We start from the raw sequence: 15,812 nt of genomic DNA, 5'->3' as shown, positions 1-15,812 counted from the left end.
ACCAGAACGTGTTCGACAGGCGTTCTGGTCTATTCTCTCCGCTGTGAAATCATAGTAGCATCCCGCCTGAAGTCTTCCGTTACGAGTTAAAACAATGACAACAACTAACGCCCCTCAGGGCGAACTGGTTTTACGCACACTGGCAATGCCCGCTGACACCAATGCCAATGGCGATATTTTTGGCGGCTGGCTGATGTCGCAAATGGATATGGGCGGCGCAATTCTGGCAAAAGAGATAGCTCATGGACGCGTGGTAACCGTGAGGGTCGATGGGATGACCTTCCTGCGCCCGGTGGCGGTAGGTGACGTGGTGTGCTGTTACGCGCGCTGCGTCAAACGCGGCAATACCTCCATCTCTATCAACATTGAAGTCTGGGTGAAGAAGGTCTCTTCAGAACCGATTGGACAGCGCTATAAAGCTACTGAAGCACTGTTTATTTATGTGGCAGTGGATAGCGAGGGTAAACCTCGTCAGCTTCCGCAGGCCTGATTATCTGACAAAAAAGCCTCCATCCGGAGGCTTTTTTTATTCCATCTGCGCCCCGCCGTTCAGGCGGAAGACAATGTTCACGATCAGTCCGCTACCCGGTTTACCGGCTTCGTAGCGCCATCTGCGCATCGCCGATTTCACTTCGCGTTCAAACATATTAGAAGGCTGAGCGGACAAGATTTGCACGTTATCAACGCGGCCATCTGCGGTAACGTCAAATTTCACCCGCACGCGGCCTTCAATGCGTAAAGCCTGCGCTCGCGCCGGATACTGAGGCTGGTTTCGGCTCAGTGCTCGCGGGCCCGCTGGCGCGGCAACCGTTGGTTTTGGCGCCGGTGCGGAGTTGTTCATTACCGGACGTGAAGGTGCGGCATTCTCAACCGTCTGGGTCGCGCGTGGCTCAACCGGACGTTCTTCGCGTTTCGGACGCTCCTCGACCTTCTTCACCGGCTTTGGCTTCGGCTTAGGTTTGGGCTTCGGTTCAAGTTTATGGATCACCACCGGGGCTTCCTTCGGTGGCGCCGGAACAGGCTCGGGCTCTGGCTCCGGTTCAGCAACCGGCTGTGGCGGTGGCGGTGCGACCTGCGGCGGCTCGAGATCCGCAGGCGATACCATGGTCACCGAAATCGGCTGCGCGGGTGCGGGCATTTCAATAACCTGATGAACCGAGGTATAGAGCAAACCCGCCACGACAGCACCGTGAATCACGACGGAGAGCAGCGTCGGCCAGGGAAAGCGGCGAGGTAAATCAAGGGTCATCGAAGTCATAGTCATCAACGTTAAAAAATCGAACCCTGATTTTAAATGCAAATAGCAATCATATTCAATAAGACACTTTGTTCTGGCGCAATTTAAGCGTCAATGTGGCCAAAAAAGGGGCATTCAGATCAGGGTATTAACATTGTTTTTATCTTTACATTGCAGTCAGTTGCCCTTTCACATAACGTAACTGACACTTTAAAACGCTTAAGGAGCTTCACCGTGCTTTACGTGATTTACTCTGAAGATGTCGCTGATTCACTTGAGAAACGCCAGTCTGTCCGCCCTGCTCACCTGGCACGCTTACAATTGCTACAGGATGAAGGTCGTTTGCTGACCGCTGGTCCAATGCCTGCTGTCGACAGCAACGACCCGGGTGCAGCCGGTTTTTCGGGCTCCACGGTTATTGCAGAGTTTGAATCTCTGGAAGCGGCGCAGGCCTGGGCTGACGCAGACCCGTACGTTGCGGCGGGCGTGTATGCGAAGGTAACGGTGCGACCGTATAAGAAAGTGTTCTGATATAACTAAGGCTCCCTCAGGAGCCTTTCTTCACATCAATGCAGTGACGCTAACCGCGCCGCAAATCCGACAAACAGCAGCCCTATCAGCCCGTTCCCCAGCTTTGCCAGTTTCTTTTTGGTTTTCAAATAACGCGTGACAAACGCACCGGAGAAGATCAGGAAGCTCATGTACATAAAGCTAATCAACTCAAGCGTGGTGGCGAGAATCAGAAAAGAGGTCCCGGTATTTTGTGCATTCACGTCAATAAACTGCACAAAGAACGAAACGTAGAACAGAATCGCTTTTGGATTCGTCAGGCTCAGTACCAGGGCGCGTTTCATGATCATACTGGCAGGTTCAGTTCCGCTCTCATGAGCATGATTCTGACGGTTAATCACCGACCAGAGCATTTTGCCGCCCAGCCAGAGTAAATAGAAAGCACCCAGATAGCGTACGATATTAAACAGTACAGGCGTGGTCTGGATTAAAGCCGCGACACCTGCCCAGGCGAGAAACATCAGAACCGCATCGCCGATAAACACACCTGTGGCGGCAAGATATCCTTTTTTAACGCCGTGACCGATCCCGGTCTTCAGCACAAACAGGGTATTCGGGCCCGGCACCAGCACAATAAAAAATGCGCCAACAACATACGTCCAGAAATTCAGTACGCCAAACTCCGCAAACACCTCTCCCTCCTTTTGCTAAACATCACCGGAATATCGCAGCAATAACGATATTCTCTAAATAAGACACTATAAAATCAGCGGGCACCTTGCGGTGCCCTCAGGGTTTTCAGATATCCTGGACGGCGAACAGCAACGCGTTGCGGTGCCTGTTCAATCCACATTTTCTGATGGCGTGGATACGCATATTGCGGCGGGATTGTGCTTCCAGCCAACGAGCCTTACGACGACTCACCTGTCGCAACATGCGCCAGCGCCCTACTTCTGTTCTACTGCGCTTCATGTCTACAACTCTTTCTCAAACAGAGCCGCCATTATAAACCCAACCCGGCAGCAAACCAGCGCTTTTACCTGGCGTTTTTATTTGCCAGATGAATCCTGATGCGTACACTCATAACAATACGCTTTCAAAAGGATTTTTTAACCATGACAACCTTCTACACCGTGGTGAGTTGGCTGGTCATTTTGGGATACTGGCTGTTAATCGCGGGTGTGACATTACGCATCCTGATGAAGCGCAGAGCCGTACCCTCTGCCATGGCCTGGCTTCTGATCATTTACATCCTCCCGCTGGTGGGAATTATTGCCTATCTCTCTTTCGGTGAGCTTCATCTGGGTAAACGCCGGGCCGAGCGGGCGCGTGCCATGTGGCCTTCCACCGCGAAGTGGCTTAACGATCTTAAAGCCTGCAAACATATCTTTGCCGAGGAGAACAGCAGCGTAGCCTCCTCGCTGTTTAAGCTCTGCGAACGGCGTCAGGGGATTGGCGGCGTTAAGGGGAACCAGCTCCAGCTTCTGACCTCCTCCGATGACGTGATGCAGGCGTTGATCCGCGATATCCAGCTTGCTCGCCATAACATTGAGATGGTGTTCTATATCTGGCAGCCCGGCGGCATGGCCGACCAGGTCGCTGAATCCCTGATGGCGGCCGCGCGTCGGGGGATCCACTGCCGTCTGATGCTGGACTCCGCAGGCAGCGTGGCGTTTTTCCGCAGCCCTTGGGCAGGCATGATGCGTAATGCCGGTATCGAAGTGGTTGAGGCGCTAAAGGTAAATCTCCTGCGCGTCTTTCTGCGTCGGATGGACCTTCGCCAACACCGTAAAATGATCATGATTGATAATTATATTGCCTATACCGGCAGTATGAACATGGTTGACCCGCGCTTCTTTAAACAGGACTCCGGCGTCGGGCAATGGGTGGATCTGATGGCACGAATGGAGGGGCCGATTGCCACCTCGATGGGTATCGTTTACTCCTGCGACTGGGAGATAGAGACCGGCAAGCGTATTCTGCCCCCACCGCCAGATGGCAACATCATGCCGTTTGAAGAGGCCAGCGGTCATACTATTCATACCATTGCCTCCGGGCCGGGATTCCCGGAGGACTTAATTCATCAGGCGCTGCTGACGGCTACCTACTCAGCGCGTGAATATTTGATCATGACGACGCCCTACTTCGTCCCCAGCGATGACCTGCTGCACGCGATCTGTACCGCAGCGCAGCGTGGTGTCGATGTGAGTATCATTTTGCCCCGCAAAAATGACTCGCTTCTGGTGGGCTGGGCCAGCCGCGCCTTCTTTAGCGAACTGCTGGCCGCCGGGGTGAAAATCTACCAGTTTGAAGGCGGGCTGCTGCACACCAAGAGCGTGCTTGTCGACGGCGAGTTAAGCCTGGTGGGCACGGTAAACCTCGATATGCGCAGCCTGTGGCTGAACTTTGAAATCACCCTGGTGATTGATGACGCCGGATTTGGCGGTGACCTGGCGGCGGTGCAGGATGATTATATCTCCCGCTCGCGGCTGCTGGATGCCAGGCTGTGGGTAAAACGCCCGCTGTGGCAGAGAATAGCTGAACGACTGTTTTACTTCTTTAGTCCGTTGCTGTAAAACGTGCCCAACGATGTTAAACAGGTAGTCATCATGGAAATGGATCTGAACAATCGCCTGACCGAAGACGAAACGCTCGAGCAGGCCTATGACATTTTTCTCGAACTGGCGGTTGATAACCTCGATCCCGCGGACGTGATCCTCTTTAATCTGCAGTTCGAAGAGCGCGGCGGTGCCGAATTGTTCGACCCTGCAGAAGACTGGGCTGAACATGTGGATTTCGACCTGAATCCTGACTTCTTTGCCGAAGTGGTGATTGGGCTGGCTGACGAAGATGGTGGGGAAATTAACGACATTTTCGCTCGCGTCCTGCTCTGCCGGGAGAAAGACCACAAGCTGTGCCACATTCTCTGGCGCGAATAATAAAAAAGGCTGCGATGGCAGCCTTTTTTATTTACTTCGGTAACTCGCTCCCACATCGGTTGCAAAACCGCGCGCTCTGCTCATGCTCACCCTGATGACAGCGCGGACATTTACGCTGCGCTTTATGGCTTTGAAATGCACTGCTCATGTGCGTGGTAATTAACCCCGTCGGGATAGCAATCACCGAATACCCAATCAGAATGAGCACGGATGCCACTATGCGCCCCAGCGGCGTATGGGGTGTGATATCACCGTACCCCACGGTCGTCACGGTCACGATGGCCCAGTAGACGGAGGCGTTGAGCGTTGTGAAGCCGTATTTGGGCCCTTCTATCAAATACATCAGCGCGCCGAAAACAATCATCACAATGGCAATAAACGAGTAAAACAGAATAAGCTGATGTCGTGCGCTAACGATGGCACTCCAGAATACGCGCAGCGACGGCATAAAACGCAGCAATTTAAGAATTCGCAATACGCGAATCACGCGCATGGCGCGCCAGGCGAAAACATAGTTGAGACTGATTTCTGGCCATAGCCACATGACATAGAGCGGCAGGATAGTCGCTAAATCGATAAAACCCCAGAAGCTGAATACGTACTTTGCCGGATTGGGCCAGCAAACGACCCGCAGAATATACTCAGCGGTAAAGACCAGGGTGATCGCCAGTTCAAGCCAGACAAAGGCATGCCATTCATCAAAAGTCAGGTGATATTGTGTCCCGACACCGGATTCAATAAAGATGACAATGACGCTAAGTAACGCAAACAGCGCGCAGAGTCCCTCAAAACGGCGTCCCGATACCGTTTCTGGATCGAATAAAAGATGATAGAGCCGTCGACGGGCTGAAGTGAATAAACGCGACACGGTAACCTCGCAATAAATAAGGGCTGACATCATGTCAGCCCTTGCGATTATAACGGGTCTACTTTCAGGCAGGAAACCGCATGTCGGAAACTGCCTTCCAGAACCGGTCGTGTTTTCGCACATTCCGGCCCGGCCATCGGGCAGCGCGTACGGAACACGCAACCTGACGGCGGATTAATCGGTGAAGGCAATTCTCCTACCAGAAGCTGGATCGTTTTATTTTTCTCCAGATCGGGATCGGGGATGGGTACTGCAGACATCAGTGCTTTGGTGTAAGGGTGCAGCGGATTGTGGTACACCTCATCATACGTGCCCAGCTCCACGGCATGACCCAGATACATCACCAGCACACGGTCAGAAATGTGTTTTACGACGGCCAGATCGTGCGCAATGAAGATCAGCGACAGCCCCATCTCGCGCTGCAGCTTCTGCAGCAGGTTTACCACCTGCGCCTGAATGGAAACGTCCAGCGCGGAAACCGGTTCATCACAGATAATCAGCTTCGGCTCAAGGATCAGCGCACGCGCAATACCAATACGCTGACACTGACCGCCGGAGAATTCGTGCGGATAACGGTTAATGAGGTTAGGCAACAGCCCCACTTTCAGCATCATCGCCTTTACGCGGTCACGGACTTCCTGACGCGGCATCTTAGGATGATAGGTGCGCAGCGGCTCGGCAATAATCTCTCCGATGGTCATACGCGGGTTAAGTGATGCCAGCGGATCCTGGAAAATCATCTGGATGTCGCTTCGCACGTCCCGCCACTCGTCGGGCTTCATCCCCAGCAGGTCTTTACCCAGCCACGCCACTTTTCCATCGGTAGCTTTGACTAGGCCGATAATGGCACGTGCGAAAGTGGATTTCCCACAGCCGGACTCGCCCACGACCCCCAGGGTCTCCCCCTCGTACAGACGCAGGGTGACGCCATCCACGGCTTTCAGGGTTTTCGGCGGCTGCCAGAACCACTGTTTACCATCCTTAATATCGAAATGCACCTTAAGGTCAGCGATTTCGAGCAGCACATTGCGTTTTTCATCTAATGCGTTCATACCAGCTCCTCCTGCGGCTTAAAGCAGGCGCGCAGACGGCCTGGTGCAAATGCTTCCAGCGGCGGCGCGCTGTTGCAGATTTCCATCGCATGCGGACAGCGCGGCTGGAACGGACAGCCTTTTGGCAGACGCAGCAGGTTTGGCGGGTTGCCCGGAATGGTGAGCAGGGATTCCCCTTCCGCATCAAGCCGCGGCACCGCGTTCAGCAGGCCAATGGAGTATGGATGGGCAGGCTGATAGAACACGTCCCGCGCTTTGCCGTATTCCATCGTACGACCGGCATACATCACCAGCACTTTGTCACAGATACCGGCAACAACACCCAGATCGTGGGTAATCATGATAATCGCCGTGTTGAACTCACGCTTAAGCTCGTTCAGCAGGGTCATGATTTGCGCCTGAACGGTAACGTCCAGTGCGGTAGTCGGTTCATCGGCAATCAGCAGTTTTGGCCGGCACAGCAGCGCCATAGCAATCATCACGCGCTGACGCATACCGCCGGAGAATTCGTGCGGGAACATGCGCATGCGCTTACGCGCTTCCGGCATTTTTACCGCATCCAGCATTTTGACGGATTCCTCAAACGCTTCCGCTTTCCCCAGACCTTTATGCAGCATCAGGACTTCCATCAGCTGCTCACCGACGCGCATATACGGGTTCAGCGAGGTCATCGGGTCCTGGAAAATCATCGAGATCTGCTCGGCACGCAGCTTGTTCAGCTCGTGCTCCGGCAGGTTGAGGATTTCGCGACCATTGAATTTTGCGGAACCGCCAATCACACCGTTAGATGCCAGCAGGCCCATCAACGCAAAGGCGGTCTGGGATTTTCCGGAGCCGGATTCACCGACAATCCCCAGCGTTTCACCCGCGCTCAGGTTGAAGTTGAGATCGTTGACGGCGGTAACATCCCCGTCAGGGGTTTTAAAGGTCACACGGAGGTCTTTTACGTCCAGCAGAAGATTGCTCTGCTGTTGCGCCTGTGGCGCAGTGGCCGTTTCAATAATTGTCATGACGGCGCTCCTTAACGGTCTTTCGGGTCGAGGGCATCACGCAGGCCATCGCCGATAAAGTTGAAACAAAACAGTGTGACCACCAGGAAACCCGCCGGGTAGAGCAACAGCCACGGTGATACTTCCATCGAGTTTGCACCATCGCTCAACAGCGCGCCCCAGCTGCTCAGTGGTTCCTGCGTACCCAGCCCCAGGAAGCTGAGGAAGGATTCAAACAGGATCATGCTTGGCACCAGCAGTGAGGCATAGACCACAACCACCCCCAGCACGTTAGGAACAATATGGCGAACCACGATATTTCGGGTAGATACGCCACCAACCTGCGCGGCTTCGATAAATTCTTTACGTTTCAGGCTCAGCGTCTGGCCGCGTACGATACGCGCCATATCCAGCCAGGAAACCATCCCGATGGCCACGAAAATCAACAGAATGTTCTGGCCGAAGAAGGTCACCAGCAGAATGACGAAGAACATAAACGGGAAGGAGTTCAGGATTTCCAGCAAACGCATCATCACTGAGTCCACTTTGCCGCCAAGGTAGCCGGAAAGTGAGCCGTAGAGCGTACCCAGAATTACCGCCACCAGCGCGGCGGCGATACCGACCATCAACGAGATACGCCCCCCAATCGCGACGCGCACCAGCAGATCACGGCCGGATGAGTCGGTCCCGAAATAGTGACCGGATTCCATATCCGGCGCGCTGGACATCATGCCCCAGTCCGTATCGAAATAGGTAAATTGCGACAGCATCGGTGCCAGGGTCACAAACAGCGCGATGATCACCAGAACCACCAGACTGGCGACGGCGGCACGGTTGTGCATAAAGCGACGGCGTGCATCCTGCCAGAGACTACGACCTTCCACTTCCAGTTTTTCACTGAAGTTTTCCAGCGCCTCGCTGTTTTTCTTACTCAACATCATGGCGTGCTCCAGTTAGTAACGGATTTTCGGGTCGATGACGGCATACAGCACATCAACGATCGCGTTAAAGAGAATGGTGAGCGCACCAACGAGGATCGTCAGGCTCAGTACCAGCGAATAGTCGCGGTTGAGCGCGCCGTTAACGAACAGCTGACCAATGCCCGGCAGGCCGTAGATGGTTTCGATAACCATCGAGCCCGTGATGATCCCAACGAATGCAGGCCCCATATAGGAGAGCACCGGCAGCAGCGCCGGCTTGAGCGCATGGCGGAAGATAATCCGGCGCATCGGCAGCCCTTTCGCGCGCGCGGTGCGGATGAAGTTCGAATGCAGCACTTCGATCATAGAACCACGGGTGATACGCGCGATACTGGCGATATAGGCCAGAGATAATGCCACCATTGGCAAAATCATGAACTTCAGCGCCCCGCCGTTCCAGCCGCCGCCAGGCAGCCACTTCAGCGTAATGGCAAATATCATCACCAGTAATGGCGCGACAACGAAGCTGGGTATCACTACCCCGGTCATTGCCACCCCCATTACGGCATAATCCCATTTGGTATTTTGTCTGAGCGCGGCGATAACGCCTGCGGTGACCCCGAGAACGACGGCCAGAATGAATGCCGCAGCACCCAGTTTTGCCGAAACCGGGAAGCTGGAGGCCACCAGGTCGTTTACGGAATAGTCTTTATATTTAAATGACGGTCCAAAATCACCGTGCGCCAGCTGCTTCAAATAATTGAAGTATTGGGTAGTGATGGGATCGTTTAAGTGATACTTCGCCTCGATATTCGCCATAACTTCCGGCGGCAGCGTACGTTCACCGGTAAATGGACTTCCCGGTGCGAGACGCATCATAAAGAAGGAAATCGTAATTAGAATAAATAACGTTGGTATCGCTTCTAGACAGCGACGCAGGATAAATTTCAACATTGCCCGTACCTTCTGGCGTGTGCCTGATGAATGTTACAAAGTAGACACAGTGGGGCAAGCCAGGCTCACCCCACGTATTGCCATTAATGCTTGATAATATAAAGATTCTTAACGGAAATATTATCCAACGGGTCTTTACCGGTATAACCCCCTACCCACGGTTTCACCAGACGGGCGTTAACGTAGTAGTAAACCGGTACGATTGCAGAGTCTTTATCGAGCTGCTCTTCAGATTTCGCGTACAATTCTGCGCGTTGCGCATCGTCAGACACTTTCAGCGTATCAGCGATGATCTTGTCGAACGCCGGGCTCTTATAGTGCGCAGTGTTGTTTGAACTGTCGCTGAGCATCGTGTTCAGGAAGGAGGTCGGTTCGTTATAGTCCGCACACCAGCCTGCACGCGCCACGTCGAAGGTCCCCTGATGACGCGTATCGAGGAAGGTTTTCCACTCCTGGTTTTCCAGCTTAACGTTGACGCCCAGGTTTTTCTTCCAGATAGACGCGACGGCGATAGCCAGTTTTTTATGCAGATCTGACGTGTTGTACAGCAGGTTAAACGTTAATGGCTTATCGGCAGTGTAGCCCGCTTCAGCCAGCAGCTTTTTCGCTTCTTCGTTACGTTTTTCCTGAGACCACTTGAACCATTCAGGCTCAACCAGTTTCATTCCATCGGTATAAGGAGGGGTGTAGCTATACGCCGGGAGATCGCCCTGGTTTTTCACTTTGTTCACGATAATATCGCGATCCAGTGCCAGCTTCAGCGCAGTACGAACGCGTACGTCGGTGAACGGTGCTTTCTGGTTGTTGATTTCGTAGTAATAAGTGCACAGGTATGGGTCGACGTGAACTTCTTTCGGGATCTCTTTTTTCAGCTTCTGGAACAGTTCAATCGGCATGTTGTTATAGGTCATGTCGATTTCACCGCTACGGTAGCGGTTAACATCCGTTACTTCAGAAGAGATTGGCAGGTAGGTGACCTGATTAATCACGGTCTTCGCGTTATCCCAGTATTGCGGGTTACGCTCCAGGACCATACGTTCGTTGACCACCCAGTCTTTCAGCTTATAGGCACCGTTGGTCACGATATTGGCAGGTTGCGTCCATTTTTCACCAAATTTTTCCACAGCGGATTTTGGTACCGGGGAAACGGATGGGTGAACCAGCAACTTATAGAAGTACGGAACAGGTTCGCTCAACGTCACTTCAAAGGTATTGGCATCGATCGCTTTCACGCCCAGGTCGGTGACCGGCTTTTTACCGGCGATGATGTCATCGATATTGGCGATGTGGCCATATTGCAGATAGCTCGCATACGGAGAGGCGGTATTTGGATTCGCCAGGCGCTGCCAGCTATACACGAAATCTTCGGCGGTAACCGGCGTACCGTCGGACCATTTGGCATCTTTACGCAGACGGAAGGTCCAGACTTTAAAATCTTTATTTTCCCACTTTTCTGCCACACCCGGTGCCGGGTGGCCGTCAACGTCAGTCACCAGAAGACCTTCGAACAGGTCACGGTTAACGTTTGACTCAGGAACACCTTCAATTTTGTGCGGGTCAAGAGACTGAACTTCCGCACCGTTGTTACGCACCAGCGTCTGTTTCTCCGCCAGTTGTACTCCTGCAGGAACGTCCGCAGCCATTGCAGCATTGCCCGCGATTAGCGCAGTTAAAATCCCCGCCGCTACCAGATTTTTTTTTGTGATGATGGACATTGTGTTGGTACTCCACTCATTATAATTACTGGCTTTCGCCAGCTGTCTATTCCCCTGTTGGGGCCTGTACAGCGCAGGAGTTTTTTTTGCTGCTGTCAGGTTCTTCTTTTACTACTTGCTATCACCGACTTTTTTTATTACTGACTGCTCGTATGGCCGTCTTGCGTCGATTCTTCACAGGCCTCCCCTGTTTGAGACCTGAGCTGGATATCTGAGAAGAGAGCTATATGAAAATAATTCTCATCTGATTGTTTTATGCTGCAAAATAATAGGCCGGAAAGTATCAAATGGCGTAAACGCGCGCCAATACATTTTGCAAATTTGTTAAGCAATTCTCTTTTACGAAGTACGTCGTATCGTTGGGGGCAGCCCTGCCAGACATCGAAAGCCGGTAAAAACACCGGGTATTCAATAAGGTAGAGAAAACTTCCTCTACTCGCGCGTCGCTGCGCTACTTTTGAGTGATTTTGTACAAAAATTTAACAACTGATCATTATTTAGCACATTCCTCTAAGGGAAAGTTGAAATTACTAATAACATTTCGGTTATCTCTCAGCAAGCCCCAGAGTATCGTGTGAGTAAAATAACAGAGCGTTCGAAGATTTTCTGTGCAGGCGGGATTGTGCGAAATTCATAACTCTTTGAAATAAAAGAGATGAACATTATTAGTAGAATTTATTATGATATGTGAGCATTTCAACTTTAGTTATATGATTTGCTGATATTCACGTAAAAAAAACGGAGCCGTAGCTCCGTTCTTTTCATTCGAAATATTAGTGTAGCAAGCCGGGGAAAATGCTTTTAATACCGGTGACAATGAATTCGATCCCTAACGCCATCAACAACAACCCCATAATACGGGTGATGACGTTAATCCCCGTCTGTCCCAGCAAGCGAACCAGCCAGGGCGCCATACGAAATACCCCCCAGCAGCAGAGCGCGAAAACAGCAATGGCGACAGAAAAACCAATCAGGTGCATGAGGCTATGGTAACGCGTACCCCAGACAATGGTCGAACTGATAGCACCGGGACCGGCCATGAGCGGTAAAGCCAGTGGCACCACGCCGATACTTTCGCGTATCGCGGTTTCTGACTTCTCCTGCTTGTTCTGTTTATCCTCGCCCAGCTTACCGCTGATCATCGACATGGCGATGGTCACCACCAGGATCCCACCCGCAATGCGGAAGGAGTCGATGGAGATACCGAAGACCTGGAGAATGGCATCCCCCAGGAAAAGCGAGGTGAGCAAGATGATCGCCACAGACAGGTTAGCGGTGAGATTGGTTTTGTTCCGGGCCGCCGCCGTCTGGTAACTGGTCATACTAATAAAGACAGGAATGATACCCACCGGGTTAACCAGGGCAAACAAACCGATAAAAAATTTGAAATACGTTGGAAAATCAAAGAGCGTTTGGATCACGTTTTGCTCCGCCTTTGCACATGCCCGGGACTGACAACGTTGTCATGAAAAATCGCGCTGAAGATACGCTTTTTATTAGCATACTTCACCAGAAATCTGTGCCAAAACGTTAGCATTTCAGAATGTTAAACATATGTTGAATCATTGATGCCACCACTTCCAATAGTTACTTAATTAATTAACAGTGGAAAAATATCCATGAAATAACCCTGCTGAAAGGTATCAGCTTGGGGAGAAATTGACGCAGATCATGATTTCCGTACTCAGAAGTGAGTAATCTTGATTACGCCCCCCAGGAAGGTCACCTGTCAAAAAGGGATGATGCTAAGGTAAGGCTCTTTTAGTAAATTAGTGTGCTGGAGCATAAAGTAACCCATTGTTTTACTTTATGTAACGCAAGTCGTATTGGCACTGTCTATACTGTCTGACGTATCGAGCGCTGGTTTACTAAAAGAGTTTAAACATTATCAGGAGAGCATTATGGCTGTTACTAATATCGCTGAACTGAACGCCCTCGTCGAGCGCGTTAAAAAAGCCCAGCGTGAATATGCCAATTTCACCCAAGAACAGGTTGATAAAATCTTCCGCGCTGCCGCTCTGGCTGCTGCAGATGCTCGAATCCCTCTCGCTAAAATGGCCGTTGCCGAATCTGGCATGGGTATCGTTGAAGATAAAGTGATCAAAAACCACTTTGCTTCAGAGTATATCTACAACGCCTATAAAGATGAGAAAACCTGTGGCGTGCTGTCTGAAGACGACACCTTCGGCACGATCACCATCGCTGAACCTATCGGTATTATCTGCGGTATTGTTCCAACGACTAACCCAACTTCAACGGCTATCTTCAAATCTCTGATCAGCCTGAAGACCCGTAACGCAATTATCTTCTCTCCACATCCACGTGCAAAAGATGCGACCAACAAGGCAGCAGATATCGTTCTGCAGGCTGCGATTGCCGCAGGCGCACCAAAAGATCTGATTGGCTGGATCGACCAACCTTCCGTTGAGCTGTCCAACGCACTGATGCACCATCCTGACATTAACCTGATCCTGGCGACCGGTGGTCCTGGCATGGTTAAAGCTGCATACAGCTCCGGTAAACCTGCCATCGGTGTTGGCGCGGGTAACACCCCTGTTGTTATCGACGAAACTGCTGATATCAAACGTGCCGTTGCTTCCGTACTGATGTCTAAAACCTTCGATAACGGCGTTATCTGTGCATCTGAACAGTCTGTTGTTGTGGTTGATTCCGTATACGACGCTGTACGCGAGCGTTTCGCCAGCCACGGCGGCTACATGCTGCAGGGTAAAGAGCTGAAAGCGGTTCAGGACATCATTCTGAAAAATGGCGCGCTGAACGCCGCTATCGTAGGTCAACCCGCCTATAAAATTGCTGAACTCGCAGGCTTTACTGTTCCGGCAACCACCAAGATCCTGATCGGTGAAGTAAAAGTTGTCGACGAAAGCGAGCCGTTTGCTCACGAAAAACTGTCTCCTACGCTTGCCATGTACCGTGCGAAAGATTTCGAAGACGCGGTAGAGAAAGCCGAGAAACTGGTTGCCATGGGCGGTATCGGTCACACCTCTTGCCTGTACACCGACCAGGATAACCAGCCTGAGCGTGTTGCTCACTTCGGTCAGATGATGAAAACTGCCCGTATCCTGATTAACACCCCTGCTTCTCAGGGTGGTATCGGTGACCTGTACAACTTCAAACTCGCACCTTCCCTGACTCTGGGTTGTGGTTCCTGGGGTGGTAACTCCATCTCTGAAAACGTTGGTCCGAAACACCTGATCAACAAGAAAACCGTTGCTAAGCGAGCTGAAAACATGTTGTGGCACAAACTTCCGAAATCTATCTACTTCCGCCGTGGCTCTCTGCCAATCGCGCTGGATGAAGTGATTACTGATGGCCACAAGCGTGCGCTCATCGTGACTGACCGTTTCCTGTTCAACAACGGCTACGCTGACCAGATCACCTCTGTTCTGAAAGCGTCTGGCGTTGAAACTGAAGTGTTCTTTGAAGTTGAAGCTGACCCAACACTGAGCGTGGTGCGTAAAGGTGCTGAACTGGCGAACTCCTTCAAACCAGATGTGATTATCGCTCTGGGTGGTGGTTCCCCAATGGATGCCGCGAAAATTATGTGGGTTATGTACGAACATCCAGAAACCCACTTCGAAGAACTGGCGCTGCGCTTTATGGACATCCGTAAACGTATCTACAAGTTCCCGAAAATGGGCGTGAAAGCGAAAATGATCGCCGTCACCACCACTTCCGGTACGGGTTCAGAAGTTACGCCATTTGCAGTAGTAACTGACGATGCAACCGGTCAGAAATACCCACTGGCTGACTACGCCCTGACCCCAGATATGGCTATCGTTGATGCCAACCTGGTTATGGAAATGCCGAAATCACTGTGTGCCTTCGGTGGTCTGGATGCCGTGACTCACGCTCTGGAAGCTTACGTTTCTGTTCTGGCATCTGAGTTCTCTGACGGTCAGGCTCTGCAGGCACTGAAACTGCTGAAAGAAAACCTGCCAGCGTCTTACAACGAAGGTTCTAAGAACCCTGTAGCGCGCGAACGTGTCCACAGTGCAGCCACTATCGCCGGTATCGCGTTTGCGAACGCCTTCCTGGGTGTTTGCCACTCTATGGCGCACAAACTGGGTTCACAGTTCCACATTCCTCACGGTCTGGCGAACGCCCTGTTGATCAGCAACGTTATCCGTTATAACGCCAACGACAACCCAACCAAGCAGACGGCTTTCAGCCAGTACGACCGTCCGCAAGCGCGCCGTCGTTATGCTGAAATCGCTGACCACCTTGGTCTGAGCGCACCGGGCGACCGCACTGCTGCGAAGATTGAGAAACTGCTGGCATGGCTGGAAAGCCTGAAAGCTGAGCTGGGTATTCCTAAATCTATCCGTGAAGCAGGCGTTCAGGAAGCTGACTTCCTCGCTCACGTAGACAAGCTGTCTGAAGATGCATTCGATGACCAGTGTACTGGTGCTAACCCGCGCTACCCACTGATCTCCGAGCTGAAACAGATTCTGTTGGATACCTACTACGGTCGTGAGTTCAAAGAAGGTGACGTTGCTGCTGTGAAAACAGAAGCACCTGTCATTAAAGCTGACAAGAAAGCGAAGAAAAGCGCTTAACTGACAGCCTGATGAAAAAACCCGCCTTCCAGGCGGGTTTTTTTATGT

15 protein-coding genes are annotated in these 15,812 nt (G+C 51.9%); 5 read left to right on the top strand and 10 right to left on the bottom strand.

The window, feature by feature from the left end; all coding sequences use genetic code 11:
- Nucleotides 1-94 precede the first annotated feature (94 nt).
- Nucleotides 95-490, top strand: coding sequence for an acyl-CoA thioester hydrolase YciA (gene yciA / locus O1723_RS09530; protein WP_008502796.1), 396 nt, complete (start codon nucleotides 95-97; stop codon nucleotides 488-490).
- A gap of 36 nt (nucleotides 491-526) precedes the next feature.
- Here yciA and tonB read toward each other — a convergent pair whose 3' ends face one another.
- A complete protein-coding gene (gene tonB, locus O1723_RS09525; RefSeq protein ID WP_479983878.1) occupies nucleotides 527-1,249 on the bottom strand; it encodes a TonB system transport protein TonB in 723 nt (240 codons plus the stop codon).
- A gap of 222 nt (nucleotides 1,250-1,471) precedes the next feature.
- Here tonB and O1723_RS09520 point away from each other — a divergent pair, with 222 nt between their 5' ends.
- Nucleotides 1,472-1,768 carry a YciI family protein gene (locus O1723_RS09520; protein WP_023330569.1) on the top strand — a complete coding sequence of 99 codons (297 nt, stop codon included), beginning with the start codon at nucleotides 1,472-1,474 and terminating at the stop codon, nucleotides 1,766-1,768.
- Between the two features lie 35 nt (nucleotides 1,769-1,803).
- On the opposite strand, the gene leuE is transcribed toward O1723_RS09520, so the two are convergent.
- Complete coding sequence (gene leuE / locus O1723_RS09515) at nucleotides 1,804-2,439, bottom strand: leucine efflux protein LeuE (protein WP_014884157.1); 636 nt, start codon at nucleotides 2,437-2,439, stop codon at nucleotides 1,804-1,806.
- A gap of 106 nt (nucleotides 2,440-2,545) precedes the next feature.
- Nucleotides 2,546-2,719, bottom strand: coding sequence for a YciY family protein (locus O1723_RS09510; RefSeq protein ID WP_017384232.1), 174 nt, complete (start codon nucleotides 2,717-2,719; stop codon nucleotides 2,546-2,548).
- Nucleotides 2,720-2,862: 143 nt separating this feature from the next.
- Between O1723_RS09510 and cls the strand changes: the two genes are divergently transcribed.
- Both cls and O1723_RS09500 read left to right on the top strand, forming a co-directional pair.
- Complete coding sequence (gene cls, locus O1723_RS09505) at nucleotides 2,863-4,323, top strand: cardiolipin synthase (RefSeq protein ID WP_008502791.1); 1,461 nt, start codon at nucleotides 2,863-2,865, stop codon at nucleotides 4,321-4,323.
- A 33-nt stretch (nucleotides 4,324-4,356) separates the two neighbouring features.
- Nucleotides 4,357-4,686, top strand: a complete 330-nt coding sequence (locus O1723_RS09500) for an HI1450 family dsDNA-mimic protein (protein ID WP_003856748.1) — start codon at nucleotides 4,357-4,359, stop codon at nucleotides 4,684-4,686.
- A 31-nt stretch (nucleotides 4,687-4,717) separates the two neighbouring features.
- Here O1723_RS09500 and O1723_RS09495 read toward each other — a convergent pair whose 3' ends face one another.
- The 7 genes from O1723_RS09495 to O1723_RS09465 all read right to left on the bottom strand — a co-directional run bounded on the left by O1723_RS09495 (nucleotide 4,718) and on the right by O1723_RS09465 (nucleotide 12,605).
- Nucleotides 4,718-5,587: an ion transporter gene (locus O1723_RS09495; RefSeq protein WP_023330571.1), complete on the bottom strand. Its 870-nt coding sequence runs from the start codon at nucleotides 5,585-5,587 to the stop codon at nucleotides 4,718-4,720.
- Between the two features lie 14 nt (nucleotides 5,588-5,601).
- Complete coding sequence (gene oppF, locus O1723_RS09490; protein ID WP_248191159.1) at nucleotides 5,602-6,606, bottom strand: murein tripeptide/oligopeptide ABC transporter ATP binding protein OppF; 1,005 nt, start codon at nucleotides 6,604-6,606, stop codon at nucleotides 5,602-5,604.
- Nucleotides 6,603-7,616, bottom strand: a complete 1,014-nt coding sequence (oppD, locus tag O1723_RS09485) for an ABC transporter ATP-binding protein (protein ID WP_014884160.1) — start codon at nucleotides 7,614-7,616, stop codon at nucleotides 6,603-6,605. The genes oppF and oppD overlap by 4 nt, the downstream gene beginning before the upstream one ends.
- Before the next feature lie 11 nt (nucleotides 7,617-7,627).
- Nucleotides 7,628-8,536: an oligopeptide ABC transporter permease OppC gene (gene oppC / locus O1723_RS09480; RefSeq protein WP_014884161.1), complete on the bottom strand. Its 909-nt coding sequence runs from the start codon at nucleotides 8,534-8,536 to the stop codon at nucleotides 7,628-7,630.
- A gap of 12 nt (nucleotides 8,537-8,548) precedes the next feature.
- Nucleotides 8,549-9,469, bottom strand: a complete 921-nt coding sequence (gene oppB / locus O1723_RS09475; protein WP_014884162.1) for an oligopeptide ABC transporter permease OppB — start codon at nucleotides 9,467-9,469, stop codon at nucleotides 8,549-8,551.
- An 83-nt stretch (nucleotides 9,470-9,552) separates the two neighbouring features.
- On the bottom strand, nucleotides 9,553-11,184 hold the full coding sequence (gene oppA, locus O1723_RS09470; RefSeq protein ID WP_014884163.1) for an oligopeptide ABC transporter substrate-binding protein OppA: 1,632 nt from the start codon (nucleotides 11,182-11,184) through the stop codon (nucleotides 9,553-9,555).
- Between the two features lie 773 nt (nucleotides 11,185-11,957).
- Nucleotides 11,958-12,605, bottom strand: a complete 648-nt coding sequence (locus O1723_RS09465; protein WP_014884164.1) for a YchE family NAAT transporter — start codon at nucleotides 12,603-12,605, stop codon at nucleotides 11,958-11,960.
- Nucleotides 12,606-13,085: 480 nt separating this feature from the next.
- Between O1723_RS09465 and adhE the strand changes: the two genes are divergently transcribed.
- On the top strand, nucleotides 13,086-15,764 hold the full coding sequence (gene adhE, locus O1723_RS09460) for a bifunctional acetaldehyde-CoA/alcohol dehydrogenase (protein WP_014884165.1): 2,679 nt from the start codon (nucleotides 13,086-13,088) through the stop codon (nucleotides 15,762-15,764).
- Nucleotides 15,765-15,812 lie beyond the last annotated feature (48 nt).

The organism is Enterobacter cloacae complex sp. HYC080_NIDB, assembly GCF_056673325.1.
The sequence above is the reverse complement of the archived record's forward strand: the minus strand, read 5'-3'. Positions and strand labels throughout refer to the sequence as shown.